The organism is Halomonas sp. LMYGS-3 (assembly GCF_059509875.1).
Genome location: NZ_JCAKFQ010000002.1, coordinates 203,029 through 227,686 on the forward strand (window position 1 = coordinate 203,029; position 24,658 = coordinate 227,686).

Annotated in this window: 19 protein-coding genes; 9 read left to right on the forward strand and 10 right to left on the reverse strand. The window is 66.6% G+C overall.

Annotated features, from left to right (window positions below):
• Positions 1 to 90 precede the first annotated feature (90 nt).
• From AC5W54_RS03170 to AC5W54_RS03180, 3 genes are all read left to right on the forward strand, one after another.
• Positions 91 to 843, forward strand: a complete 753-nt coding sequence (locus AC5W54_RS03170; protein WP_495960611.1) for an electron transfer flavoprotein subunit beta/FixA family protein — start codon at positions 91 to 93, stop codon at positions 841 to 843.
• On the forward strand, positions 840 to 1,781 hold the full coding sequence (locus tag AC5W54_RS03175) for an electron transfer flavoprotein subunit alpha/FixB family protein (RefSeq protein WP_495960612.1): 942 nt from the start codon (positions 840 to 842) through the stop codon (positions 1,779 to 1,781). The genes AC5W54_RS03170 and AC5W54_RS03175 overlap by 4 nt, the downstream gene beginning before the upstream one ends.
• Before the next feature lie 190 nt (positions 1,782 to 1,971).
• Positions 1,972 to 2,583: a superoxide dismutase gene (locus tag AC5W54_RS03180; RefSeq protein WP_495960613.1), complete on the forward strand. Its 612-nt coding sequence runs from the start codon at positions 1,972 to 1,974 to the stop codon at positions 2,581 to 2,583.
• Between the two features lie 63 nt (positions 2,584 to 2,646).
• Here AC5W54_RS03180 and AC5W54_RS03185 read toward each other — a convergent pair whose 3' ends face one another.
• Positions 2,647 to 3,414 (reverse strand): ATP-binding cassette domain-containing protein, encoded by a 768-nt coding sequence (locus AC5W54_RS03185; RefSeq protein WP_495960614.1) that lies wholly within the window; start codon positions 3,412 to 3,414, stop codon positions 2,647 to 2,649.
• Positions 3,415 to 3,601: 187 nt separating this feature from the next.
• Here AC5W54_RS03185 and fhuB point away from each other — a divergent pair, with 187 nt between their 5' ends.
• Entirely contained in the window at positions 3,602 to 5,611 is a 2,010-nt protein-coding gene (fhuB, locus tag AC5W54_RS03190; RefSeq protein ID WP_495960615.1) for a Fe(3+)-hydroxamate ABC transporter permease FhuB, read from the forward strand.
• 109 nt (positions 5,612 to 5,720) lie between these two features.
• On the opposite strand, the gene AC5W54_RS03195 is transcribed toward fhuB, so the two are convergent.
• Genes AC5W54_RS03195 through AC5W54_RS03205 form a run of 3 tightly spaced genes read right to left on the reverse strand, consistent with a single transcriptional unit; the run spans position 5,721 to position 8,411 of the window.
• The gene (locus tag AC5W54_RS03195; protein WP_495960616.1) at positions 5,721 to 6,596 is read right to left on the reverse strand and encodes an iron-siderophore ABC transporter substrate-binding protein; all 876 of its coding nucleotides are present in this window, start codon (positions 6,594 to 6,596) and stop codon (positions 5,721 to 5,723) included.
• Positions 6,589 to 7,554: a ferredoxin family protein gene (locus AC5W54_RS03200; RefSeq protein ID WP_495960617.1), complete on the reverse strand. Its 966-nt coding sequence runs from the start codon at positions 7,552 to 7,554 to the stop codon at positions 6,589 to 6,591. Before AC5W54_RS03200 ends, AC5W54_RS03195 begins: the two co-directional genes overlap by 8 nt.
• On the reverse strand, positions 7,551 to 8,411 hold the full coding sequence (locus AC5W54_RS03205) for an ABC transporter ATP-binding protein (RefSeq protein WP_495960618.1): 861 nt from the start codon (positions 8,409 to 8,411) through the stop codon (positions 7,551 to 7,553). Before AC5W54_RS03205 ends, AC5W54_RS03200 begins: the two co-directional genes overlap by 4 nt.
• Positions 8,412 to 8,907: 496 nt before the next feature.
• Between AC5W54_RS03205 and AC5W54_RS03210 the strand changes: the two genes are divergently transcribed.
• The 5 genes from AC5W54_RS03210 (at position 8,908) to AC5W54_RS03230 (ending at position 16,747) form a co-directional block, all read left to right on the forward strand.
• The gene (locus tag AC5W54_RS03210) at positions 8,908 to 10,719 is read left to right on the forward strand and encodes an IucA/IucC family protein (RefSeq protein ID WP_495960619.1); all 1,812 of its coding nucleotides are present in this window, start codon (positions 8,908 to 8,910) and stop codon (positions 10,717 to 10,719) included.
• Positions 10,712 to 11,974, forward strand: coding sequence for a type III PLP-dependent enzyme (locus AC5W54_RS03215; RefSeq protein WP_495960620.1), 1,263 nt, complete (start codon positions 10,712 to 10,714; stop codon positions 11,972 to 11,974). Before AC5W54_RS03210 ends, AC5W54_RS03215 begins: the two co-directional genes overlap by 8 nt.
• Before the next feature lie 44 nt (positions 11,975 to 12,018).
• Entirely contained in the window at positions 12,019 to 13,914 is a 1,896-nt protein-coding gene (locus AC5W54_RS03220; RefSeq protein ID WP_495960621.1) for an IucA/IucC family protein, read from the forward strand.
• Complete coding sequence (locus tag AC5W54_RS03225) at positions 13,908 to 14,723, forward strand: HpcH/HpaI aldolase family protein (RefSeq protein WP_495960622.1); 816 nt, start codon at positions 13,908 to 13,910, stop codon at positions 14,721 to 14,723. Before AC5W54_RS03220 ends, AC5W54_RS03225 begins: the two co-directional genes overlap by 7 nt.
• 92 nt (positions 14,724 to 14,815) lie before the next feature.
• Positions 14,816 to 16,747 carry an IucA/IucC family protein gene (locus AC5W54_RS03230; protein ID WP_495960623.1) on the forward strand — a complete coding sequence of 644 codons (1,932 nt, stop codon included), beginning with the start codon at positions 14,816 to 14,818 and terminating at the stop codon, positions 16,745 to 16,747.
• Between the two features lie 55 nt (positions 16,748 to 16,802).
• On the opposite strand, the gene AC5W54_RS03235 is transcribed toward AC5W54_RS03230, so the two are convergent.
• From AC5W54_RS03235 to AC5W54_RS03260, 6 genes are all read right to left on the reverse strand, one after another.
• On the reverse strand, positions 16,803 to 17,426 hold the full coding sequence (locus tag AC5W54_RS03235) for an RraA family protein (protein ID WP_495960624.1): 624 nt from the start codon (positions 17,424 to 17,426) through the stop codon (positions 16,803 to 16,805).
• A 219-nt stretch (positions 17,427 to 17,645) separates the two neighbouring features.
• Positions 17,646 to 18,692: a FecCD family ABC transporter permease gene (locus AC5W54_RS03240; protein ID WP_495960625.1), complete on the reverse strand. Its 1,047-nt coding sequence runs from the start codon at positions 18,690 to 18,692 to the stop codon at positions 17,646 to 17,648.
• A gap of 2 nt (positions 18,693 to 18,694) precedes the next feature.
• Positions 18,695 to 19,693 (reverse strand): FecCD family ABC transporter permease, encoded by a 999-nt coding sequence (locus AC5W54_RS03245; protein ID WP_495960626.1) that lies wholly within the window; start codon positions 19,691 to 19,693, stop codon positions 18,695 to 18,697.
• The gene (locus tag AC5W54_RS03250) at positions 19,687 to 20,769 is read right to left on the reverse strand and encodes an ABC transporter substrate-binding protein (RefSeq protein ID WP_495960627.1); all 1,083 of its coding nucleotides are present in this window, start codon (positions 20,767 to 20,769) and stop codon (positions 19,687 to 19,689) included. The genes AC5W54_RS03245 and AC5W54_RS03250 overlap by 7 nt, the downstream gene beginning before the upstream one ends.
• Positions 20,766 to 22,247 (reverse strand): MDR family MFS transporter, encoded by a 1,482-nt coding sequence (locus AC5W54_RS03255; protein ID WP_495960628.1) that lies wholly within the window; start codon positions 22,245 to 22,247, stop codon positions 20,766 to 20,768. Before AC5W54_RS03255 ends, AC5W54_RS03250 begins: the two co-directional genes overlap by 4 nt.
• 225 nt (positions 22,248 to 22,472) lie before the next feature.
• Entirely contained in the window at positions 22,473 to 24,611 is a 2,139-nt protein-coding gene (locus AC5W54_RS03260) for a TonB-dependent receptor (protein ID WP_495960629.1), read from the reverse strand.
• Between the last annotated feature and the right edge of the window lie 47 nt (positions 24,612 to 24,658).

Sequence of the window (24,658 nt, forward strand, 5' to 3'; positions counted from 1 at the left end):
AAGGGGACGCTGATGCGCTCGCTGCCGAGCCGACATGGTCGGTCTGTTCCTAACCAGACGGTTCGTTAGAGTGAACCAAGCGAGGACACCATGAAAGTACTCGTCGCGGTCAAACGCGTCATCGACTACAACGTCAAGATCCGCGTCAAGCCGGATCACTCCGACGTCGACCTCACCAACGTCAAGATGGCCATGAACCCCTTCTGCGAGATCGCCGTGGAAGAGGCGGTGCGCCTGAAGGAAAAGGGCGTGGCCACCGAAGTGGTTGCCGTGACCGTCGGTCCCAAGGCCGCCCAGGAGCAGTTGCGTACCGCCCTGGCGCTGGGTGCCGATCGCGCCGTGCATGTCGAGACCGACGAACGCGTCGAGTCCCTGGCCGCCGCCAAGCTGCTGGCCAAGGTGGTGGAAGCCGAGCAGCCGGGGCTGGTCATCCTCGGCAAGCAGGCCATCGACACCGACAACAACCAGACCGGCCAGATGCTCGCCGCCCTGACCGGCCTGCCCCAGGGCACCTTCGCCTCCGAGGTGGTCATCGAGAACGACAAGGCGCGGGTGACCCGCGAGATCGACGGCGGCCTGCAGACCGTGGAGCTGACCCTGCCCGCCATCGTCACCACCGACCTGCGCCTCAACGAGCCGCGCTACGCCAAGCTGCCCGACATCATGAAGGCCAAGAAGAAGCCGCTCGACGTCAAGACCCCGGCCGAGCTCGGCGTCGAGGTGGCCGCGAAGGTCACGCTGCTCAAGGTCGAGCCGCCCCCCGAGCGCCAGGGCGGCATCAAGGTGGGCTCGGTGGACGAGCTCGTGGACAAGCTGAAGAACGAAGCGAAGGTGATTTCATGAGCGTACTGGTACTCGCCGAACATCACGACGGCGCCCTGGCCGGCGCCACCGCCCATGTGGTGGCGGCGGCGCAGCTGATCCAGAAGGACAGCGGCGGCGAGATCGATATCCTGGTGGCCGGCGAAGGCGTCGGCGCCATCGCCGAGACCGCCGCGAAACTCGATGGTGTGAGCCGCGTGCGCGTCGCCGACCACGCCGTCTACGCCCACCAGCTGGCCGAACCGCTGAGCGCGCTGCTCGCTGAGCTCGCCGACGACTACGGCCACGTGCTCGCAGCGGCCTCCACCACCGGCAAGAACGTGCTGCCGCGCCTCGCCGCCCTGAAGGACGTGTCGCAGCTCTCCGAGATCATCGCCGTGGAGAGCGCCGACACCTTCCAGCGCCCGATCTACGCCGGCAACGCCATCGCCACGGTGCAGAGCGTCGATCCGCTCAAGGTGATCACCGTGCGCACCACCGGCTTCGATGCGGTGGCGGCCGAAGGGGGCAATGCCGCTGTCGAGGCGGTCGACTTCGTGGCCGAGAACACCCAGTCGACCTTCGTCGAGGAAGCGCTCGCCCAGAGCGACCGCCCCGAGCTGGGGGCCGCCAAGGTGGTGATCTCCGGCGGCCGCGGCATGGGCAGCGGCGAGAACTTCCAACTGCTCGAGGGCATCGCCGACAAGCTGGGCGCGGCCATCGGCGCCTCGCGTGCCGCGGTGGACGCCGGCTTCGTGCCCAACGACATGCAGGTCGGCCAGACCGGCAAGATCGTCGCGCCCGAGCTCTACATTGCCGTGGGCATCTCGGGGGCGATCCAGCACCTGGCGGGGATGAAGGACTCCAAGGTGATCGTGGCGATCAACAAGGACGAGGAGGCGCCGATCTTCCAGGTGGCCGATTACGGTCTCGTCGCCGATCTGTTCCAGGCGCTGCCGGAACTCGAGCAGAAGCTCTGATCCACTGGCGCCACGGTGAGACACGGGCCGGCCCACAGGGGCCGGCCCGTGTGCGTCGAGCGGGAGACATTCGATAACTGTTTGCTATACAAGAGATAACGGGAATTATTAGCGCGATCGGCGGGGCTTTGCCATCCTGAGGAGTGGTTGGGGCCATCGCCCCGTTCACGTCATTCATGGAGGAGTCGAGATGCCGCATACACTTCCCGCGTTACCCTACGAGTACGATGCCCTGGAGCCGCACATCGATGCGATGACCATGGAGATTCACCACTCCCGGCACCACCAGACCTACATCAACAACCTCAATGCCGCGCTCGAGGGCACGGGACTGGAAGAGGTGCCGGTAGACGAGCTGCTCGCCAGCCTCGACCGGGTGCCCGAGGAGAAGCGCCAGGCGGTCATCAACAATGGCGGCGGGCACTCCAATCACTCGATGTTCTGGCAGATGATGTCGCCCAATGGCGGCGGCAAGCCGCAGGGTCGGGTCGCGGCTGCCATCGACAGCGAGTTGGGCGGCTTCGATGCCTTTCAGGAGGCCTTTACCAAGGCGGCCTTGGGTCGCTTCGGTAGCGGCTGGGCCTGGTTGAGCGTGACACCTGACGGCAAGCTGGTGGTCGAGAACACTCTCAACCAGGACAGCCCGATCTCGCATGGCAACAAGCCGATCCTGGGGCTGGACGTCTGGGAGCATGCCTACTACCTGAAGTACCAGAACAAGCGGCCGGACTATGTCGCCGCCTTCTTCAACGTCATCGACTGGGACGACGTCGAGCAGCGTTATCAGGCCGCCACGGCCTGATCCTGTTCGAGTTTCGATATCCACACGCCGCGGCCCGATGGCCGCGGCGTCGTTATGTTTGTCCTAGTGCGCCACGGCGATACGGTGTTCGCCCCCGGGGTGGGGCAGCACCCGCATGGGCAGGCCGTAGATGGCCTCGAGTGTGTCATCGGTCATCATCTCGCCGGGGGGGCCATGGGCCAGCACCCGGCCGCTGTGCAGCGCGAGCAGCTCGTCGCAGTAGCGCGAGGCCATGTTGATGTCGTGCAGCACGATGATCACGCACAGCTTCAGCTCGTCGCACAGCTGGCGGATCAGGGCCAGCACTTCCACCTGATGCGCGATATCCAGGGCCGCCAGGGGCTCGTCGAGCAGCAGGAAGCGGCTCTCCTGGGCCAGCAGCATGGCCAGCCACACGCGCTGACGCTCGCCGCCGGAGAGGGTGTCCACCAGCCGATCCGCGAAGGCCTCGGTATGGCTGAGCGCGATGGCCCGTTCCACGGCGGCCCGGTCCTCGGAGGTATGACGCCCCAGCAGGCCGTGCCACGGGTAGCGGCCGAAGCCGATCAGCTCGCGCCCGGTCAGGTTCTCGGCGCCGGGCAGGTGCTGGGGCAGGTAGGCGACCCGGCGGGCGAACTCACGCTGGCCCCAGGCGCGCAGTGGCCGGTTGTCGAGCAGGATCGCTCCCTGGCTGGCCGGCTGCTGCTGGGCCAGCAGCTTGATCAGTGTCGACTTTCCGGAGCCGTTGTGGCCGATCAGGCCATACACCTTGCCTTCCTCGAACCGATGCTCCACGGGCTGGAGCAGGCGTTTGCCGTGGATCTCGAAGGTGGCGCCCTTGACCTCGAACATGATGGTTCCTTGCGCGGGAGTCGATCCGCATAGCGTAAACGAGAATCGTTGCTTTTATCCACCATGGAAGGGGTGCTTCAATTTCAACTGATAATCGTTTTCAGTTACAATCTGGCCCGCTGGGACGTCACCGAGGGAGAAGGGTAGGGCGCATGACTGACGACGGGGTGCAGCGGAAGGCCGAAGCATGGTTGCAACAGGACCGGCGGGCATGATGGGACAGGCGATGCGTACTGGCTCGGCGGCACGCCCTTGCCTGCTGCTGAGCCTGCCTCTGCTGGCGCTGTTCTGGATGGGGCTACAGACGCAGGGTGGTGTCGGACTGGGGCTGAAGGTGCTGGTGGCACCGTCGTTACAGGAGGTCCGTGAGCTGCTGCTGTACTACGCTTGGTGGCCGCGGCTTTCGGTGGCGCTGCTGGCGGGGGGCGGACTGGCCCTGGCCGGGGTGCTGATGCAGCAGGTACTGCGCAATCCGCTGGCGTCGCCCACCACCCTGGGGGTGGCCTCGGGCGCCAACCTGGCATTGATGGCCGCGACGCTGCTGGCGCCTGGGCTGCTGGCGTTCGGGCGTGAATGGGTGGCGCTGGGCGGCGGCGGGCTGGCGGTGGGGCTGGTGTTCGTGCTGGCCTGGCGGCGAGGCCTGGCGCCCATCGTGGTGGTACTGGCCGGCCTGGTGGTCAACCTCTACCTGGGCGCGCTGGCCACGGCACTGCTGCTGTTCAATCACGAGGCGCTGTCGGGGCTGCTGATCTGGGGGGCCGGCTCGCTGGCGCAGAGCGGCTGGGACGGTGTGGCGACGCTCTGGCCGCGGCTCGCCATCGGCGCGGTGGCCGCCTGGTTCCTGCTGCGCCCCCTGGCAGTGCTGGAACTGGACGACGCCAGCGCCAGGAGCCTCGGGGTGTCGCTGAAGACGTTGCGCTTCGCCGGGATGGGCCTGGCGGTCTTCATCACCGCCACGGTGGTGAGTGTGGTGGGCATCATCGGTTTCATCGGGCTGGCCGCCCCCAATATCGTGCGCCTGGCCGGGGCGCGGCGCCTCGGCGAGCGCCTGCTGTGGGGCACGCTGCTCGGGGCGGTGCTGCTGGCCACCACCGACCTGCTGCTGCAGCACTTCACCGGCCTGTTGCCGACGCTGGTTCCCACCGGCGCGGTCACCGGTGCCCTGGGGGCGCCGTTGCTGCTGTGGCTGATTCCGCGCCTGAAGCTGCAGGGCAACCGGGCGCCGCAGCCGGCCGCGGTGCTGGCCAACCGGCATCCCGCGCCGGGAGGCCTGGCCATGCGCCTGGTCATCGGCCTGCTGCTGGCCATGGGGCTGGGGCTGCTGCTGGGGCAGGGGGTGAATGGCTGGACCTGGCTCGCGCCGGACGACGGGAGCGTCATGCCGTGGCGCCTACCTCGTGTCCTGGCGGCCGCGGCCAGCGGCCTGATGCTGGCCGTGGCCGGCACGCTGCTGCAGCGGCTCTCCGCCAACCCCATGGCCAGCCCCGAGGTGCTGGGGATCAGCGGAGGCTGCGCCATCGCCTTGATTCTGGGGATCTTCCTGCTGCCGGCGCCCACCAACCTGATGCTGGTGGGGGTGGGAACCCTGGGAGCCTTCGCCACCCTGTTGATCCTGATGGCACTCAACCGCCGGAGCGGCTTCATGCCCGAGCGCCTGCTGCTGACCGGGGTCGCGGTCAGCGCGCTGTTCGATGCGGTGCGCAACGTGATGCTGGCGGGGGGCGATCCGCGGGGTCAGCAGGTGATCGCCTGGCTGGCGGGGTCTACCTACTACGTCGATCTCACCAGTGCGCTGCAGGTGGGCACCCTGGCGGCGCTGCTGGCGCTCGGCACCCTGCCGCTCACCCGTTGGCTGGATATCCTGCCGCTGGGGGCGGCAACCTCGCGCTCCCTGGGCATCGGCCTGAACCGGGCGCGCCTGGTGCTGTTGCTGCTGGTGGCCCTGCTCACGGCCTGCGCCACCCTGGTGGTGGGGCCGCTCTCCTTCGTCGGGCTACTGGCGCCGCACATGGCCAGGCTGCTGGGCCTGTCACGAGCGAGTCGGCACCTGCTGGGGGCGGCGCTGGTGGGCATGTTGCTGATGGTGCTGGCCGACTGGGTGGGCCGCCAGATCATCTTCCCCTACGAGATTCCGGCGGGGCTGATGGCGTCGCTGATCGGCGGTGCCTACTTCATGTGGGGGTTGCGGCGGTTGTGATGGGGCCGGCCAAGGGCGCTCTGCGATGGAGAGGCGGTGGCGTATGACCGAGACGGCCGAGTCGACGGGGTCGACATCATGGTGCCGGCGAGACGGCGTCGCTCGTGCCTCAGGGGGCGGCGGAGTCTGCCAGAGCCAGCGTCAACTGTTCGGCGAAGCGCCGTGCCGAGGGCAGGGCGCCGAAGCTCCACACCGGGGGCAGGGTGATCAGGCTACCGTCGCGGACGCTGGGCAGTCGCTGCCACAGGGCGCTGGCGGCCAGCTCGGCTTCGACTCCGGTGGGGTAGGGCTCCACCACCACCAGGCGCGCTTCCAGCTCGAGCAGCGCTTCCAGGCCGACCAGCGAGAACCCCCAGTGGTTGGTGTCGCCTTGCCAGGCGTTCTCCAGGCCCAGGCGATCCAGTACCGCCTGGAAGAGGCCGTTCTCGCCGAAGACCCGCGCGTGGCGAGCGTCCATGAATTGCACCACCAGCAATGGCCGGGTCTCATCCGGCAGTCGGTCACGCAACTCCGAGAGGCGTGTCTCGGTGGCGGCGATCAAGGCCTCCGCCGCCTCCGGATGTTCCACCAGGTCTCCCAGCTCCCGGGTCAGGACGAGCATCTGGGCCCAGGTGTCGGCCTCGGGGGTGTACAGCGTCAGGGTGTCGACGCGAGCGAGTCGCCCAAGGCGGGGCGCCTGAGAAGTGAACATGGGCGAGATCAGGATGCGGTCGGGCGAGAGCGCGGCGAGGCGCTCCAGGTTGGGCTGGGTGCGCAGCCCGAGATCGGTGATGTCCTGCGGCGGGCTTGGCTCGCCCACCCAACTGCGGTAATCGTTCACCTGGGCGATGGCGGCGGGGGGCTCGCCCATCGCGATCAGCGTCTCGGCCAGGGTCCAGTCGATACTGGCGATACCGTCGGCGGAGGTGGGCAGGGCCAGGCTGGCCAGCAGCAGGGCGAAGGCGGCTCGCGCGGTGCGCAAGCGTCGAGAGAAGGCGTCAGGCATGGCGCGGGCAAGGGGCAGAACACGTGGGCTGAGGGTGGGAGGCCTCGAGTGGCGAGAGGTGAGTGGCCTCCCAGATGGTGGCGGTGCCGGGCGAGCCGGCATCGAGGTCGGCGCAGGTATCGAAGCGTTCCAGGCAGCGCTGGACGCAGGATACCGCCAGGCGCCCCTGTTGTCCCGAGGCGCTCCACTCGGCCAGCAGGCGGTAGCGCGTCGCGTCGGGATCCCGCGGAGAGGACACCCGGACCCCTGCCGTGATGCCTTGCTCGGCGAGCCATGCCAAGGCCGCGACCTGGGCGCACTGCTGTACCGGGCTGAGCCGCGAGTCGCCACGATAGCAGGGCAGGTAGGGACGCCCCGCCATCTCGCTCTCGAGCAGCGGCACCACGTCCTCGTCACCGATGCGGCCGTACTTGCGCAGGACGGGAAAGACCACGGCGCTGGCCGCCAGCCGGCAGCCACCGAGGTGGGTGCTCTCCCAGACCTCGAAGGGCAGTTGCCGGGTCGCCGCGGCCTCGGCCAGGGCTTTGTAGGTGGCGTAACCGAACTTGGCGCAGCACTTGTCCTTCTTGCCATGGGTGCAGCACAGCAGCAGCGGGCCCGGCGGCGGGGCGATCTCCCAGCGAGCGAGTGATTCGCCCTCCTGAAGGGCCGCGAGGAAGGCCGGCAGGGCATCGCGCGGCACTTCGTAGCGACGGTTCTCCGGCATCAGGTAGAGGCGGTGGCAGTCGGAGGGCTGGTCGCGGCGGTGGATCAGGTTGACCCGTCGACCGGCAGTGGCGATGGCCTCGAGACGCGTGTTCACCGTTTCGGGCATATCGCTGGCCTGGCGCAGGCTGCGGCGCCACTTGGCTCGCGGCCAGCTGAGCAGCAGGTTGCGCTCGGCGTGGGCGGCGCTGCCCGCCAGGGGGTCGCCCAGGGCGGCGCTCTCGCGGGCGCAGAAGCGCTGGACCACGCTCATGCCGAGACCTCCGGACGGGACCGGGACCGGGCCGGGGTGACGGTGGCCCCGGTGACACCCCCCATGGCCGGTATGCAGATCGGCCGGCCGGTGCTCGGGGCGCGCATTACCTCGGCATCGAGGTCGAAGACCTGCCTGAGGTTGGCGGCGGTGAACACCTCCACCGGCGAGCCCTGATGGAGAATGCGGCCGTCGCGCATCATCACCAGGACGTCGGCGTAGGCCGCGGCCAGGTTGAGGTCGTGCAGTACCACTAGCAGGGTACGGCCGCGCTCGTGGGCCAAGCGCACCAGCAGCTCCAGCAGGTCGACCTGGACCTTGAGGTCGAGGAAGGTGGTGGGCTCGTCGAGCAGGATGAGGTCGGTCTCCTGGGCCAGCACCATGGCGATCCAGCAGCGCTGGCGCTGGCCGCCGGAGAGTGCGTCGACACTGCGATCGGCAAAGTCCGTGACATCGGCATAGGCCATCGCCGCCCGGATGGCGCGGGTATCCTGCTCGGCAGCCTGTCGCCACAACCGCTGGTGAGGAAAGCGCCCCATGCCGACCAGCTGCCTGACCGTTAGTCCCTCCGGTGCGGAAGGGCCCTGCGGCAGAATGCCCAGGCGCCGTGCCACCTCTCGCGTGTTGCTGCGGTGGATGTCCCGGCCGTCGAGACAGACCCGTCCGGCACTGGGTGTCAGTGTTCGAGCAAGCGTCTTCAGCAGCGTCGACTTGCCACTACCGTTCGGGCCGAGCAGTACCGTCAGCTTGCTCTCGGCCACCGCCAGATCGACGCCGTCCAGTACGCATCGGGACTCATACCCGGCGCGCAGGGCTTCGCCTGTCAGTCGAGGCGGCTTGGCAGGTGTCGAGGGCATGGGATTGGCTCGTTGGTGTGGTTCCTGAACCGCAACACCGTAAGGCAAAGCATTCTCATTTGCAATGCCTGCAAGCAGGGCTGCCTGGCCTGCTCGACACAATGGGTTGTCAGGACATGGCGACGGCTCGTTCGCTCATCATGGACAGCTCATATCCTAACGATTATAGTAATCATTCTCATTTGAATGATGATCTTGGCATGCCGCCCAAGCAAAGCAAGGCGCGGGCTTCTGGTCGCCCCAGGTGAGATGCCACGACATGCTGGGACAGAGAGCTTCCGCCAGGGAGGCGGTTGCTCCCGATCGACACGACAAGCACAACGATCCATTACAACTTCGCAAAGTGACTAGCTAGGGACGCACGGATTCACATGCCAACAGATGCCCGAGGCCAGCGGCGGAAAAGCCATCGACGAGGATGGAGGGCTCTCGCCGGTGGCCCGGCAGGCAACAAGGCAGGTGGGTCTTTAAAGGACGACATTCTTGCGGAGGCCACATGAGCTACGCTCGTTTCTCTCGTTTACCTGGCGAGACAAGCCGACAAGCATCCACGCATGCGTTGCTGAATTGCATCATCAAGGAAGTGGCAATACCCCATGGCACGATGTCCTATCGATGGCCAGCCCGGCGGGGAGGCCTGCCGGAGCATCTGCATGGCACGCCTCTGCTGATCGAATGGTCGGCATCGCTGTCGCTGTTCGTGCTGGTGGACCGGCGCTCGGTGATAGGGAGTCACTTCTACCTTTCCGATCTCTACATCCGGGACGCGGAGGCCACGGGCTGGCATGTCCCCGAGTTGGCTGGGTTGATCTCCTCACTGCTGGAGCACTGTCGGTGGCATGACGGCAGGCTCAATCAGGAGTTGTGTGATCAGGTCGTGCAAAGTCAGGACGTCATGACGACGATCGTCGCGCATGCCGTCGAACAGCCCAGACTTCATCCGCTGACGGATTATCGTTGCAGTGAGCAGGGGCTGTGGTTCGGCCATCCCAATCACCCCACGCCCAAGGCCAGGCAATGGCCTCCCCATCTGCTGCAGGACAAGCCCGCCTACGCGCCGGAATTCGGTGCCACCACGGCCTTTCACCAGTTTTCCTTTCCAATGGCCGGACTGAGTGTCCAGGCCAACCGGTTGAGTGCCCTGGACGTGCTGCCCCATGTGGCAGACCAGAGTGGCGCCGAGGATGTCGATCGTGTGGTGCTCGGCATGCACCCGGTGCAGGCCGTTCTTTTCAGGCAGGATGCCAGGGTGGCGGAGATGATCAGGGAAGGCATCATCGGCGATCTCGGGCAGAGTGGATGGCGCGCCGCTCCCACCGCCTCCATGCGCACCTGGTACCTCGAGGGACATCCCTGGTTCATCAAGGGATCGCTCAATGTGCGCATCACCAATTGTGTGCGCAAGAACGCCTGGTACGAGCTGGAAAGTACGCTGGTCATCGACCGCATCATGCATCAGCTCGCCCGACTGAAGGACTCGGCGCTGGCGGCGCTGTGCGTGGCCCAGGAACCGGCAACGGTGCACTGGGCGCCGACCGAGGGCGATGATGCCGTGAAGCGCTGGTTCCGAGAGCAGACCGGCGTGATTCTGCGGGAAAACTTCTGTCAGCGGTTCTCACCTGAACGCTGCCTGCTCAGCGCAACGCTGTTTGCTCGTGATGCACAGCTGGCTCCCATGGTGCTGTCCTTCGTCGCAGGTGCCTCGCCTGCCGATGGGTACCACGCACTGCCACCGGAACCCCGGGTCCGGCAGTGGTTCCAGGCCTACCTGAGCACGCTGGTGGCACCTGTCATGGGGCTGTTTTTCCGCCATGGCATCGTCATGGAGCCCCATCTGCAGAATTGTGTGCTGATCCATGACGAGGGCATGCCGCGGCAGATGCTGCTGCGTGACTTCGAGGGGGTCAAGCTGACCAGCGACAAGGGCGTGGACTGGCTCGCGGGGGAGTCACTGCATCCCCGGGTCAGGGAGTCGATGACCTATCGTCGCGAGCAGGGGTGGAACCGCATTGCCTATTGTCTGCTCGTCAATCATGTCGCCGAGGCGATCCTGGCGCTGAGCTGGCAGCGCCCTGCCCTTGGTGATGCGCTGTGGCAGGACACCCGGGACGAGCTGCGTCGCGTTCGACAGGCCCTGGGCACGCAAGCCCCCGAGCTGGATGCGCTGCTGGAGGGAGGCGGCCTGCCCTGCAAGACCAACTTCAAGCTACGGCTCATGGCCCAGGCGGACCGGCAGGCCCGGTATGTGTCCTTGCCCAACCCCTGGCAGGTTACCCAGGCGATGGGCAGGGAGGTGGCCTATGGCTGAACACGTCGTGATTCCCGACCACATGCTCGCCGCCATCGAGGCGCATCAGCAGGCCTGCCGCGACCCCATGGCGGCGTTCTTCTATGACCTCCCGGCGCTCGCGGCACAGGGACGCGCCATGAAGGCGGCGTTGCCACCGGGGGTTGAGCTTTACTATGCGATCAAGGCCAACAGCGAGGCGGCCATCATCGATACGCTGGCGCCTGTCGTGGATGGACTGGAGCTGTCGTCCGGTGGCGAGATCGCACGTGCCTGCGCCTGTTCGACGCCACGCCCCTGGGTGCTCTCCGGACCGGGCAAGCTCGACGCCGACATGCGTGAGGCCATGACCCGAGGCGTCGAGGCCTTTCATGTCGAAAGCCTCGGGGAAGTGGCCCGCCTGCAGGCGATCGCGGCATCGCTGGATCACTTGCAGCCCGTTCTGCTGCGCATCAATCCCACTCTGCCCGCGGATCTTTCCAGTCGTCTGAGAATGGCCGGCACCGCCACGCCGTTCGGCATCGACGAGGCGCAACTGGTCGACGCCGTGCGAGCGGTGGATGACGCCCCGAATCTGACGCTTGTCGGCTTCCATGTTCACGCCATGTCGCACCAGACATGCGGGCAGCGACACCAGCGGCTCCTGGCGTCCTATCTGGAGCGCTGGCCCCGGTGGCGAGTGCTGGCGCGCCACCCCGAGCAGGTGATCCAGCTCAACGTGGGGGGCGGTATCGGCGTGAACTATCTCCGGCCGTCCGAGCAGTTCGACTGGCCCGGCCTGTGCCAGGCCCTGGGGCAGCGTCTGGCAGCCATGCACGAGCCCCCGCTGGTGCGCTTCGAGATCGGCCGTTTTCTCTCGGCCTTCTGTGGCTACTACGTGATCGAGGTGCTCGATACCAAGGTCAGCCATGGGGAGGGCTTTCTCGTCTGCCGGGGCGGCACGCACCAGTTCCGCTTGCCGGCGGCCCAGGGGCACGATCACCCGGTCATTCACCTGCCGCGCGCGCCCCGGCGGGCGCGTGAGGGTGAGCGCCGGCCCTGGACCGTGGTGGGGCAGCTCTGTACCCCCAAGGATGTGCTGAGCCGACGGCAGGAGCTGCAAGGGGTCGAGACGGGAGACCTGCTGGTGCTGCCGTTGGCCGGCGCCTATGGCTACAACATCTCTCACGCGGACTTCCTGTGCCACCCACGTCCCGATCAGGTCTTCGTCCGCGAAAGCCGCGAGGGCCGCGTCCTCGAGACGAGGGGCCATCGGCGTGCCGAGCCGGTGAGCTGACCAAGGGCTTCGCTGGTCCATTTTCCAGGTTTTGAAGGTACATCATGTCATCACAGGAACGTGTTCTGCCGCAGGCCGCGGCAATGGAGGGCGCCCCCGACGCCCTGGTGTCCGTCTCCACGCCGTTCGCCTCCCCCGGGCACTGGCGGCATCACGCCCGCATCGAGCAGCGAGTCGTCGGCCAGCTGTTGCAGACCCTGCTCTACGAGAACGTGCTGCCCTATGAGGCCATCGCCGAGCCGGCGGCCGGTGTCTCCGGTGCCACGTCGTTCTCCCTGACCCTGGGCGAGCGTCGCTATCGGGTGAGCGGCTGGCGGTGCCACAGCTTTCAGCTGATCCGCCTCGCGCATTCCACCCTCGCGGTCGAGGGGGCAGAGGACACCCCGGAGCCGGTGAGTCTGCAGCGTTTCATCGAGGATCTCGAGGCGGCGCTGGGGGATGTCGCGATTCAGCCCGGCTTCGTCAACGAACTGACCCAGACCCTGATCAAGGACGTGCAGTCATCCGCCTGGCCGGTGCCCTTTCAAGAGACACCGCAGACGCTGGATGCCGATGCCCTGGAGCAGTATTTCACCGACGCGCACAGCTATCACCCCTGCTACAAGTCACGGCTCGGCTTCTCCCTGCGGGACAATCAGCGTTATGGGCCGGAGTTCGGTCAGCCAATGCAGGTATGGTGGCTGGCCGTGCCGGCACGCCTGGCGCATCAGGGGGCCGTCGGCGGGGTGGCGCTGGCCGACCGGGTCGCGGAGGACGCCGGTCCGCGAGTGCTGGCGCGTCTGGATGACTACCTCGCGCGGCGGCGACTGGCGCGAGACGACGTCGTGCTGATGCCGGTGCACCCCTGGCAGTGGGACAACGCGCTGGCGCCGGTGCTCTACCCGGAGCTTGCCAGCGGCGAGATCGCCCTGCTGGGCGAGGGGGAGGCCACCTATACCGCCCAGCAGTCGATTCGTACCCTGGCCCCGCGGGATACGGACAAGCCGTATCTCAAGCTGGCGATGAGCATCACCAATACGTCCAGCACGCGCATCCTGGCGCGCCACACCGTGACCAACGCCCCCGTCATCACCCAGTGGCTTCAGCGGCTCATCGACACGGATGCGACCGCCAGGGCGGCGGGGTTCGTGATCCTGGGCGAGGTGGCCGGCGTGGCGCTGGACGAGCGTGCCTTTTCCGACACCCGTTACAACGACGTCTATGGCAAGGTCGGCGCCATCTGGCGCCGGAACATCGGCGAGTTCCTGCAGGACGGCGAGCGGGCCGTGCCCTTCAATGGGCTGAGCCAGTTCACGCGAGACGCCGAGGGGGAGCCCGCCACTCCCTTCATCGCGCCCTGGGTGGAGCGCCATGGGCTTGAGGCCTGGACACGACAGCTCGTGCAGGTCGCCACCTTGCCGATCATCCACCTGCTGCTCGCCGAGGGCGTGGGGATGGAGTCCCATGGCCAGAACATCGTGGTCATTCATCGTGACGGCTGGCCGCTCAGGGTGGCATTGAAGGACTTCCATGACGGCGTGCGCTTCAGTACGTCGCATCTGGCACGGCCCGAGCTGGCCCCTGCCCTGGAGCCCGTGCCCGAGCGTCACGCCGCCCTCAATCGCAACTCCTTCATCGTCACCGATGACCCGCAAGCGGTGCGTGACTACTCCTGCGATGCCTTCTTCTTCATCGCCCTGGCGGAGATGGCGGTCTTCCTGCACCGGCATTTCGGCCTGGAGGAGTCACGGTTCTGGGCCATGACGGCGGAGGAGATCAAGGCCTATCAGCGCGCTCATCCGCAGCATGCCGAGCGCTACCGCTGCTTCGATGTCTTCGCTCCCCGATGGGAGGTGGAAGCCCTGACCCGTCGTCGTCTCTTCGGCGATGACGTCCCCCAGGTCAAGCACGTCCCCAACCCGCTGGCGGCCTACGCGCCCGGCGAGGAGGCGTCATGCTGAGAGCCAACCGACTGAAGCGGTCGCTGGCCGACGGGAAGGAGGTCCACGGGGTCATGGCCTCCCTGCCCACGGCCGCCTCCATCGAGCTGATCGCGGAGGCGGGCTTCGACTTCGTGGTGATCGACACCGAACACGTGTTGATCAATCCGGAAACCGTCGAGCACATGATCCGTACCGCCGAGAGCTACCGGCTGACGCCCCTGGTGCGGGTGGCGGACGCCGACCCCAAGACGCTGCTGCGCCTGCTCGACGGCGGCGCCCAGGGGATCGTGCTGCCCAACGTGGAAGACCCCGCGACCCTCGAGCGTGCCGTGGCCGCGTGCAAGTACGCCCCGGAAGGCGAGCGCAGTCTCAATGCCGGGCGTCCCGGCGCCTTCGGCAAATCCTCCCTGGCGGAATACGTCGTGCAGGCCAACCGGGAGATCATGGTGGTCGCCATGATCGAGAGCCGCCAGGGGGTGGCGCGGATCGAGGCGATTTGCGCGGTGCCGGGTCTCGACATGGTGCTGGAGGGGGCGGCGGACCTGTCCCAGTCCCTGGGCGTGACCTGGCAGACCGGACACCCCGACGTCGTTCGGGCCCTGGAGGAGGTTCAGCGCACGGCGAGCGAGCATCACCTTCCCTATTGCGCCTTCCTGCGCCACCCGGCGGCCAAGGCCGGATGGCAGGCGCGGGGTGTCAACACCTTCATGTTGGGCGACGAGCGAGGCATCGCCTTTCGCGCCTTGCAGAAGGCGCTCGGCGATGCGATGGCGCCGATAGAGAGCGAGGCCAGGGCGCCGGGACAGCAGGAGGCCTCCCGTTCATGAGTTCACCGATGACGCATCTTCCCGTTTCTTCTCATCAGGCGAGCGATGTCCCTTCGCTCGACCGTCCCGACACGGCTACGGAGTTCACGACCATGAAACCCCTCAACACCCAGCGCCATGCCCAGGCGCAGATCATGCAGTCGCTGGTGGATGGCCTGCTGGTCGAGGGCCTGCTGGACGACCTCGGCGCGGCCTGGCGGGTCGCCACCGAGGCCGAAGACTGGCTCACCCGCCTGCCGGTGTTCCAGGCGCATTTGTTTCAAGTGCATTGCGGCAACCCTTCGCAGCGGTTCTGGCACTGGCCGCAGGATCGGCATCACGGCGTGGTCATGCTGCTGCGGCCCGGCATCGCCCAGGCGTGGGAAAAGGTGCCTCGGACCCCGGTGATCCTGGTGGATCACGAGAGCCGGGAGTGGGAGTCACTCGACCCGGTCGCCTTCATGCGCCGTGTCTTCGGCGCCGTGATGGAAGACGACGAGCAGGCCCTGGGGCAGGGACAGCAAGTGTTTCTCAAGGCGCTCTCCGACAGCCTCTGGCAGGCGGCCAGCTCGGTGGCGCACCGGGTGGAGACACGAGGCCTGCTGGGTCGCGACACGGCCGAGCACTTCGCGATCATGGAACAGTGGGCGTCGTTGCTCGACCGGCCCTATCACCCCACGGCGAAGGCCAAGCAGGGGCTCAGCGAGAACGAATATCGTGCGTATATGGCCGAGTTCAACACCCCCATCACGCTGCGCTGGGTCGCGATGGCCCGTGACCAGGTGATGACCGGCGCCGGAGTCGACGAGGAGTGCCCCGTGCCGGGGCAGTGGCTCGCCGGTGACGAAGGCCGCCGGGCGCTCGAGCAGGAGATGACGTCGCGGGGGCTGGCCCGGACCCACGTCACCATTCCCGTGCATCCCTGGCAGCACGAGCATGCGCTGCCCCACTGGCTGCAGGCGGCCTTCGCGTCGGGCGACTGCGTCTCGCTGGAGACGGTCACGGAGCCCTGGCTCGCGACCTCCTCGCTGCGCTCGCTGGCGCCTACCACGGCGAGCCCGCATTTCCTGAAACTGCCGATGGCCATCCATTCCCTGGGGGCCTCGCGCTATCTGCCGGCGGTCAAGATGTTCAATGGCGATCTCAGCGCCCGCTTGCTGCACCAGGCCAGGGAGAAGGATGCCCGGCTTGCCGAGAGGCTCTACCTGTGCGACGAGGGCAAGTGGTGGGCCTATATGCCGGAGGGGGCGACGCTGTTCGACGAAGCCCCACGGCATCTCTCCGCCATGGTGCGCAGCTATCCCCGCGCCCTGCTGGACGACCCGAGCGTGCGCCTGGTGCCCATGGCCACGCTGGGGACGCCGCTGCCGGGAGGCGAGCATCATGTGTTCGACGACTGGCTGGCGCAGCGCGGCATGACGGCCAGCCCCGCCTCGGTGCAGGCGCTGTTCGGTGAGCTCTGCGATACCTTCTTCGATATCAACCTGCGCATGTTGCGGCTCGGCATGCTGGCGGAAGTGCATGGACAGAATACCGTCCTGGTCTTCAAGGAGGGCCGATGCCACGGGCTGCTGCTGCGCGACCATGACTCCCTGAGGATCAGCGTCGCGCGCCTGGAGCGGCACGGCATGCAGGACCCGTGCTATTGCATCAAGCCCGGCCACGCCAACACCTTGTATCACGACAGTCTCGAGGCCCTGCTGTTCTGGCTGCAGACCCTGGGGATACAGGTCAATCTGCGGGCCATCATCGACACCCTGGCGGATCATTACACGCTGTCGCCCCATGACCTGTGGCGGGAGATGGCGGCTCGCCTCGAGGCTCGGATCGACGCCATCCCCTTCGATGGTCGTGATCGCGAGATGCTCAAGGAGCAGCTCTTCGAGAGCGAGCAGTGGCCCTACAAGCGTCTTATCGCGCCGATCATCGAGCGTGCCGGCGGGCCGGGCAGCATGCCCTTCGGCACCAGCTCGACCTGTAATCCCTTCGTTCGGGTTGGCCTGCCAGCCGACGAAAGGGTCGCCGAGGCACTGACCGAAGCCTGATACGCCCACCGCCCGACATGTCGTCGGGCGGTGTTTTTCAGTGCGGGCGGCGTTTTCAGCAAAACCACTCGGGGAACTCTGCCTTGAGGGCGTTGCGCTTTTCCTCCTCCTGGGCCTGCTTGGCTTCCGCGGCGTCAGCCAGGGCATCGGCGCGATGCGGCGGGATGATAAAGAGCCCATCGTCGTCGCCCACCACCAGGTCTCCCGGGTTGATCGTGACGCCATCGATGGCAATCGGAGTGTTGATCTCGCCTTCCAGTTCCAGCGCCCTGGTGGTCAGTGGGCTGTTCGTTCGGGCGTAGGTGGGCAGGTTCAGCCGGGACAGGGCGTCCCAGTCGGTGATGGCGCCGTTGGTGACAACGCCTGCGAGTTGCTTGCGCAGCGCCGCGTAGGCGCGGAACTCGCCCCAGCAGGCACGCCGATGGTCGCCGGAAACATCGATCACCAGCACATCACCTGGGCAGGCCATCTTCAGCGCCTCGCGGATGATGCTGCCGTCGACATGAGGAATCCTGACCGTCAATGCCGTGCCGAGAAGCCGGACAGGATGCTGGATGGGGAAGAGGGAGGTGATGGCGCCGAAGTCGGTGAAATGCCCCAGGGTGGAGGTGGCAAGGCGTCGATAGCGTTGCCGTTGCTGCACTGTGAAGGTGTTCTGACGTGGGGCGATATGGAACATGGGCTCTCCCTGCTCTGGTCGTGGGGGGGTAGTGCTGACCGGGCTGCTTTAGAGCTCCTGTCAAAACCCAGCCGATGGAAATGGGCCTTTCCGGCGACAAGCCTTCGCGAGGGCGCCGTAAACCCTTCCCTGGGGGCTACCTTTGCCATCCATGGCAAAGGACCCTCGCTTCGCCTTGTCCCCGGCGCCCGTTGCCACCGAGAGTTCGGAAAGGCTCTCTTAGTGACGGTGGTAGCGCGTCCGATGCAGCAGATAGACGAAGAAGGGGGCGCCCACTCCCGAGACAAAGATACCGGCGGGCAGGTCCTTGGGCAGGAAAGCCACTCGGCCCAGGAGATCGGCGTAGAGCACGAGCAAGGCCCCGATCAAGGCGGTGGCGGGCACCAGCCGGGCAAAGCCCCGTCCCACCACGCGGGCCGCGATATGGGGAGCGATCAAGCCCACGAAGCTGAGCCCCCCGGCAAAGGCCACGGCCGCGCCCGCCAGCGCCACGCTGCAGGCCATCAGCACCAGCCGGCTGCGCATTACGTCCACGCCCAGTCCTTGCGCCACTGGGTCACCGAGCGCCATGGCATCCATGTGCCGTGCCTGGGTCAGGCACAGGGGAATGGCCGCCAGCAGCCAGGGCAGCATGCCGAGCACATCCTGCCACTGTGCGGCGTAGAGGCTGCCCGTCAGCCATACATAGGCGACCATGGCGGCGGCATCATCGCTGACCACGATCAGCAGGGTGGTCACGGCCCCCATCGCAGCGGAGAGCCCGATGCCGACCAACACCAGGCGCGAGGGACTAACGCCACGCTTCCAGGCCAGGAAGAACACCAGCATGGCGGCAAGCAGCGCGCCGATCAGCGCGGAGACCGGCAGCCAATGGATACTCAGGCTGGTGCTGAAAAGTGCCAGGAAGGTCACCGCGGCCATGGCGGCGCCGCTGGTGATGCCGATCACGTCGGGCGAGGCCAGCGGATTGCGCACGATGCCCTGAAGGATGGCGCCGGCCACGGCCAGGGCCGCCCCCACCAGCACTGCCAGCAGGATGCGCGGCATGCGCAGCTCCCAGACGATGAAGGCGATGTCGCTGTCCCGGGGCGTGGCCAGCGCGTGCAACACCTCGCCAAACGGGGTGGGGAAGCTGCCGAGGGCGAGCGACAGGCCCATGCTGGCGAGCAACACCAGCACGAGCAGGGCCGTGATGCCCAGATAGCGGGCCTGGTGGACATCGAGGGGGGGCTCGCCTCGATGCTTCAGGGAAGTGGATAACGTCATGGTCAGGCCTGCGTCCTGCGCGCCAGATGAATGAAGAAGGGTGTGCCGATCAGGGCGGTCATCACCCCCACCGGGACATCCTGGGGAGGCATCAAAAAGCGCGAGGCCACATCGGCCAGCAGCAACAGGCTCGCGCCCAGCAGGGCACAGGCCGGCAGCAGCCAGCGGTGGTCGACGCCGAAGATGCCCCGCGCCATGTGCGGCACGATGAGACCGACGAAACCGATCATGCCGGCGAGTGCGACCGAACTCCCGGCGAGAAGAATCACCACCAGGCCGAGCAGCAGCTTGATGGTGCCGGCGCGCATGCCCAGCCCCTTGACCATGTCGTCGCCCAGCAGCAGGGCATTGGCGTGCCGGACCAGCAGGGCACACAGCAGCAGGGCGCCGCCGAAGAGCGGCAGCAGCGGCACCACCAGGGACAGCTCCCGTCCGGAGACGGAACCCGCCAGCCAGTACAGCACGCTCTCGAAACTCTGACGGTCGATGATCAGCAGGCCCTGACTGAACGAGACAAACATGGCCGTGACGGCCACGCCCGCCAGGACGACCCGCAGCGGCGACAGTTCCCCCTGGCGGCCGCGACTCAACACGACCACCAGGCAGGCGGCGACAAGGGCACCCAACAGCGCCGCCCAGACATAGTCGGCCGGGGAGTGGAGGGGTAGCAGCGAGACCGCGATCACCACGAAGAACATGGCCCCTGCGTTGATGCCCAGGATGCCCGGCGAGGCGAGGGGGTTGCGTGTCATGGTCTGCATCAGGGCGCCGGCGATGGCCAGGCTCGCGCCGACCAGGGCGGCGATGACCGCCCGTGGCAGGCGCTCCGTTCGAATGATGATATGCGCGACCCGAGTGGGGTCGTAATGCACCAGGGCTTGGGGGAAGGTGGGCAGGGCAATCTCCGTGGTGCCCAGCATGACGCTCGCCACGAAGGCCGTCGCGACCAGCAGCATGCCCAGGAGCAGCCCCGCGATGCGTGACAAACGGCCACTCAGCATGTGGCGAGCTCCTCGTCTCGCGCGTGGGCAAACGCGGCAGTATCACCGGCGCAGGAAGCCGCAGACGCCGCGTCGGATGATGCCGCGCGGGCCTGCGTATCCGGCGCAGGCGTCGTGTGCCCGAGGTGGGGATCGAGCCCGAAATGGGCGTAGAGGTCATCGAGCATGGCATTGGCGGCCAGGATGCCGCCGCCCATGATCCAGTTCACCGCATCCACTTCGAAGACGCGTTCGTCCTGCACGGCGTCCAGTCGCTGCCAGAGGGGATGGGAGGTCCAGTGCCGGTAGTTCTCCGCAATGGCGGGATCGTCCGGCTCCAGAAGCACGAAGATCACATCGGCATTCATGACCGGGATGTTTTCCTCGCTGGTCAACTTCATGCCCCAGCCCTGGTCGCGCACGGAATCCGGCTGTTCGAACCCCAGCTCACTCAGGATGGAGCCGGCGAATCCCGTGGAGTAGATACGCACATGGTCGCTCTTGAAGCGGACCACGGCGGCCTTCTGCGGCCAGCCGTCGCCCAGCTCGTCGGCGATTCTGTGGCGAAAGTCCGCCACGCGGTCGTCCCAGTCCTGCAACAACTCACGGGCGCGGGACTCCCGGCCCGTGGCCTCGGCCATCAGCGCCAGGGTGGCCTTGAAGTCGAAGACGGCGCCGGTGGCGACCGTCGGCGCAATCTTCTCCAGCAGCGGCCTGACCCGCTCATGACGAAAACGCGTGGCAACGATCAGATCGGGGTCGAGCCAGGCCACCTTCTCCAGGTTGGGCTGGGTCTCCAGGCCGACGTGCTCCACGCCGGCGAGCGCGTCACGCAAGTAGCGATACATGGGCGTTTCCAGCCAGGAGTCGACCACGCCGACAGGCGTGATGCCGAGCGCCACCGCGCTGTCCGTCGCGCCCTGGTAGAGGGTGACGATTCGCCGCGGAGTGGCGGGGATGCGCGTTTCGCCGAACGCATTGGGGACGAGCTGCCTGCCTTCGGTGTCGTTGGCGGCGAGGGCGGTGGCCCCCCACGGCATGAGGGTCACCAGCAGCATCGTCAGCCACCGGCGTCGGGTCGGGGCGCGAGTCTTCATTCCGGCCTCCTGGCGGATGCTGTCTTCAGGGAGTGCTCGGGGGCAGGAGGGGGCGATGACGCCTCGCTTGCCGACGCGGGACCTTGCCGTGTCACGGCTCGACCGAGCCGCCAGGCCAGTGGCAGGCAGAGCACGGCGATCGCCGCCAATGCCAGGAAGGCATGGTGAAGGGCGGAGGCGCTCGCCTCGGTATAGGGGATCCCCCGGTCCAGAGCGGCCTTCACGGCCGTGTCGTAGTAGAGGGAGAGCGCGACGATGCCGAGCGAGGATATCAGGCGTCGGGACATGTTGTTCATGGCCGAGGCCTGGGCCACGCTCTGCTCGGGAAGGTCTTTCATGCCCACGGTGGTGGAAGGCAGATAGGCGCAGCCGAGGCCAAGGCCGCGCAGGCCCATCCAGGCACCAATCATCCAGACCGGCGTGGCCTCCGTCAGGGTGCCGAGCCCCAACAGGCTGACCATGGTGATCGTCAGCCCGACGCCGATACACCACTGTGGCGGGTAACGGTCGATCAGGCGTCCCGCCACAGGCGAGCAGGAGGCGGCGGCGAGGGCGGTGGCCAGAAACACCAGGCCCGTGGTCAAGGGGCCGAACCCCAGCGCATTCTGCATCCAGAGTGGCACTAGAAGAACACAGCCGAACAGGATGATCGACTGCAAGCAGGCGAGGATGACGCTGAGGCGATACCCCTGGTGGGAAAACAGGGAGAGGTCGAGCAGGGGCGTGTTGGCGCGTCGCTCGATGCGCACGAAGAGTGAAAGCGCCAGGAGACCGGCCGTGAGCGGGAGAAGGGCCTGGAAGCCCAGGAGGTTCGTCAGCGTTTCCACCTGGCTGAGAGAGAACAGCACCGCGCCCATGCCCAGGGTGATCAGCGCAAAGCCAGGCAGGTCGAACCGACGTTGCTGATTGGAGGGCTCAGCCGAAAGATAGCGATAGCCACACACCAGTCCCAGCAGCGCAATCGGTATGTTCATCAGAAACAGCGCCCGCCAGTGGCTGACTTCGAGCAACAGCCCGCCGACACTCGGGCCAATGGCCGGTGCGATCATCACGGCGAAGCCCCAGATCCCGCTGGCCCGGCCTCTCTGGTCGCTGGGATAGGCAGAGAAGATCAGTGACAGGGACAGGGGAATCATCAGCCCCGCCGCAACGCCCTGCAGCCCACGCGCGAGGATGATGCCGGCGAGCCCCTGGGCCATGGCGCCGAGCGCGGAGCCTGCCAGAAATCCCCACAGGCCCAGTAGATAGATGCGCTTGCGGTCAAACCTATCGGCCAGGTATCCGGTGAGTGGCATGGTCATGGCCATGGTGATCATGAACAGCGTCACCACCCAACTGACATCCGTGGCACTGACCTGGAAGGTTACCATCAGTTCGGCGACGGCAAGGTTCAGGGCGCTGTTGTTGAGGCTGACGGTAAAGGTACCCAGCAGGACACTGATCAGCACCTTTCCGCCATGCGCGGAAGCATTCGTCATGGACACTCACTCAGCGGGGCACCGAAGGCGTTTGCCTGGCAGAACGCCGCAGGGAAACGCGCCATGGGGGCAGGATGATGACATGATGCAAAAGGTAATGCAAAGCGTTATCAATTGCGAGCGAGTCAGGATGACCCTGGCGCCCCTGCAAAGTCCGATACACCCAAAAAACGGCGCCCGCAGGCGCCGCCAAGCAACGAGCTAATCAGTGGAAAGCGTGCACGCTCAGAAGTCCAGTTGGTAGCCCAGGGTGAGGGTGCGCCCGCGGCCGGTGAAGTAGTAGTCGTCGCTGACCCGGCCCGATTGGGAGTAGTAGGTGACGTAGTCCTCGTCGGTCAGGTTCTCTATCCCCAAACTGGCGCGGCCCACCGGCAGACGATAGGCCAGGGAGGCATCGACCAGGCCGTAGCCGTCGAACTCGAGTTCCGGATCGTCGACGCTGCGGTCGAAGTAGTAGCGGGTCTGCAGGTGGCTGGACAGCTTGTCGTTCCAGTTGGCGCTCCAGGCCAGCTTGAGGGTATCCGGGGCGATGTTGAGTCCGGTCAGCTTGGTGTCGACGCTGCCGTCGCCATCGGTATCCGATTTCCCTTCGGCATGGGTGTAGGAGAGCCGCAGGTCGTGGGCATCGCCGAGGCGCATCTCGCCGGTGACCTCGATGCCGCGGATCTCGGTCTTCTCGCGATTGCCGACCCAGATACCCTTGTCGCTGTCAAAGGCGAGACGCTCGCCGAAATCGGAATCCGATTCGTAGTAGCTCAGTTCGAGGCCATAGCGGTCCCAGTCGAAGCGGGCGCCGATCTCGCGGTTATCGGTGACGATCGGTTGCAGCTGCAGCAGGGTGTCGATGTCCTGGCCGGGCTCGCCGATACCACGCAGCACCCGGCCCACATCGGGCATGCCGAAGCCTTCCGAGTAGTTGGCGTAGAGCTGGGCCCAGTCGGTGACCTGGTAGACCAGTCCCAGGTTGTACAGCGTCTCGTTGAAGCTCGGGCTGCCACCATCGACGGTCACGTTGTCCTGGGTGACATTGCTGCGATCGATGGTCGAGAAATCGTCGACGCTGAGCTCGGCGTATTCGTGGCGGACGCCGGCGTGCAGAGTCAGCGGGTCGGCCAGCTGGAACTCGCCCTGGACGAAGGGCGCCAGGTTGCGGTAGCGGCTCTCCGGTACATAGGTGCGATCGGTATGCACCAGCATCTGGCGGGTCTCGTCCTGCAGCAGGTCCAGGCCGGTGGTCAGGGCGAGGCGGTCGTCGAGCAGGCCGCGGCGGTTCAGGGTGAACTTGGCGCCGACCTTGTCGGACTCGTTGCGGGTCTGGTCGAACTGCGTTTCGTCATTGTCATCCAGGTAGGGGAAGAAGGGCGTGGTGGCGAAGCGGGCGCGGAAGCGCTGACGGTACACCTGGGCATCCAGCTCGTTGCCGAGCCAGTCGGCATGCGAGTAGGCCAGCCGTGCCGTGGTGACATTGTTGAAGCCGGGCTCGCCCTCCGGGTCTCCCTTGCGGGCCGTGGTCGGGATGCCCGCGTCGCGATCACCGGGCACCGGTACATAGTCGTCGCCTTCTTCCAGGTCGAAATGGTTGAGGGAGACCTCGAGGTTCTGGTTATCGTCGAGCCAGTAGCCGAGTTTGCCGAAGAGATCGTAGCTGGTGGAGTTCTGCAGTTCACCAGGATAAGCGATGCCGATGATCTCGTCGTTGCCGTCGTAGAAGACACCGCGCTGCTGGCGAGTGGCGGCGGCGACGTAGTCCCAGTCGCCACTCTGGCCGCTGAGCCGGTAATTCAGCTTGTGGCCCAGGCCCTCGGATTTGAAGTCGTCGTCGCTGGTCAGGCTCACCCCGAGGTGCTGGTTGAACTCACCGGCCTCGGCACGCTTGGTGACGTAGTTGATGATGCCGCCGGTGGCCCCCAGGCCGTGCTCGGCGCTGGCGCCATGAATGACCTCGATGCGCTCGACCATGCTGAGATCGATGGTATAGCTGTCGCGGGCGCTGTCGCGCAGCGGATTGGACTGCGGCACGCCATCGATCATGAATAGGGCCTGGCGGCCGCGGAAGGTCTCGCCGGCGTTGGAGAGCTTCTGGCGGCTGGGCGAGTAGGAGGGAATCAGGTTGCTCAGCACCTGGCCGGGATCGTCGGTGATGGCCAGCTGCTGCTCGATCTGCTCACGGCTGATCACGGTGACCTTCTGGGGCGTCTGGCCGACCCGGCTCTTGTTGCGGGTGGCAGTCACCACCAGCGGTGAGAGGTCGCGGGAGGTCGCGGTCGCGTCGTCGGAGGCCTGGGCGATGGCCAGGGACGGCAGAGTAGCGCCGAGCATTGCCGGAATGAGCCCGGCGATACGCGTCTTGGCGGGATGGGGCATCTCGAGTGGTTCCCTTGCTTGGAGTTCGCTGTCTACGTTGGAGGCTT

Excerpts from the sequence above, each read along its gene's own strand:
- AC5W54_RS03170 (WP_495960611.1), top strand. The coding sequence starts at position 91 with ATGAAAGTACTCGTCGCGGTCAAACGCGTCATCGACTACAACGTCAAG.
- AC5W54_RS03175 (WP_495960612.1), top strand. The coding sequence starts at position 840 with ATGAGCGTACTGGTACTCGCCGAACATCACGACGGCGCCCTGGCCGGC.
- AC5W54_RS03180 (WP_495960613.1), top strand. The coding sequence starts at position 1,972 with ATGCCGCATACACTTCCCGCGTTACCCTACGAGTACGATGCCCTGGAG.
- AC5W54_RS03185 (WP_495960614.1), bottom strand. The coding sequence starts at position 3,414 with ATGTTCGAGGTCAAGGGCGCCACCTTCGAGATCCACGGCAAACGCCTG.
- fhuB (WP_495960615.1), top strand. The coding sequence starts at position 3,602 with ATGGTTGCAACAGGACCGGCGGGCATGATGGGACAGGCGATGCGTACT.
- AC5W54_RS03195 (WP_495960616.1), bottom strand. The coding sequence starts at position 6,596 with ATGCCTGACGCCTTCTCTCGACGCTTGCGCACCGCGCGAGCCGCCTTC.
- AC5W54_RS03200 (WP_495960617.1), bottom strand. The coding sequence starts at position 7,554 with ATGAGCGTGGTCCAGCGCTTCTGCGCCCGCGAGAGCGCCGCCCTGGGC.
- AC5W54_RS03205 (WP_495960618.1), bottom strand. The coding sequence starts at position 8,411 with ATGCCCTCGACACCTGCCAAGCCGCCTCGACTGACAGGCGAAGCCCTG.
- AC5W54_RS03210 (WP_495960619.1), top strand. The coding sequence starts at position 8,908 with ATGAGCTACGCTCGTTTCTCTCGTTTACCTGGCGAGACAAGCCGACAA.
- AC5W54_RS03215 (WP_495960620.1), top strand. The coding sequence starts at position 10,712 with ATGGCTGAACACGTCGTGATTCCCGACCACATGCTCGCCGCCATCGAG.
- AC5W54_RS03220 (WP_495960621.1), top strand. The coding sequence starts at position 12,019 with ATGTCATCACAGGAACGTGTTCTGCCGCAGGCCGCGGCAATGGAGGGC.
- AC5W54_RS03225 (WP_495960622.1), top strand. The coding sequence starts at position 13,908 with ATGCTGAGAGCCAACCGACTGAAGCGGTCGCTGGCCGACGGGAAGGAG.
- AC5W54_RS03230 (WP_495960623.1), top strand. The coding sequence starts at position 14,816 with ATGAAACCCCTCAACACCCAGCGCCATGCCCAGGCGCAGATCATGCAG.
- AC5W54_RS03235 (WP_495960624.1), bottom strand. The coding sequence starts at position 17,426 with ATGTTCCATATCGCCCCACGTCAGAACACCTTCACAGTGCAGCAACGG.
- AC5W54_RS03240 (WP_495960625.1), bottom strand. The coding sequence starts at position 18,692 with ATGACGTTATCCACTTCCCTGAAGCATCGAGGCGAGCCCCCCCTCGAT.
- AC5W54_RS03245 (WP_495960626.1), bottom strand. The coding sequence starts at position 19,693 with ATGCTGAGTGGCCGTTTGTCACGCATCGCGGGGCTGCTCCTGGGCATG.
- AC5W54_RS03250 (WP_495960627.1), bottom strand. The coding sequence starts at position 20,769 with ATGAAGACTCGCGCCCCGACCCGACGCCGGTGGCTGACGATGCTGCTG.
- AC5W54_RS03255 (WP_495960628.1), bottom strand. The coding sequence starts at position 22,247 with ATGACGAATGCTTCCGCGCATGGCGGAAAGGTGCTGATCAGTGTCCTG.
- AC5W54_RS03260 (WP_495960629.1), bottom strand. The coding sequence starts at position 24,611 with ATGCCCCATCCCGCCAAGACGCGTATCGCCGGGCTCATTCCGGCAATG.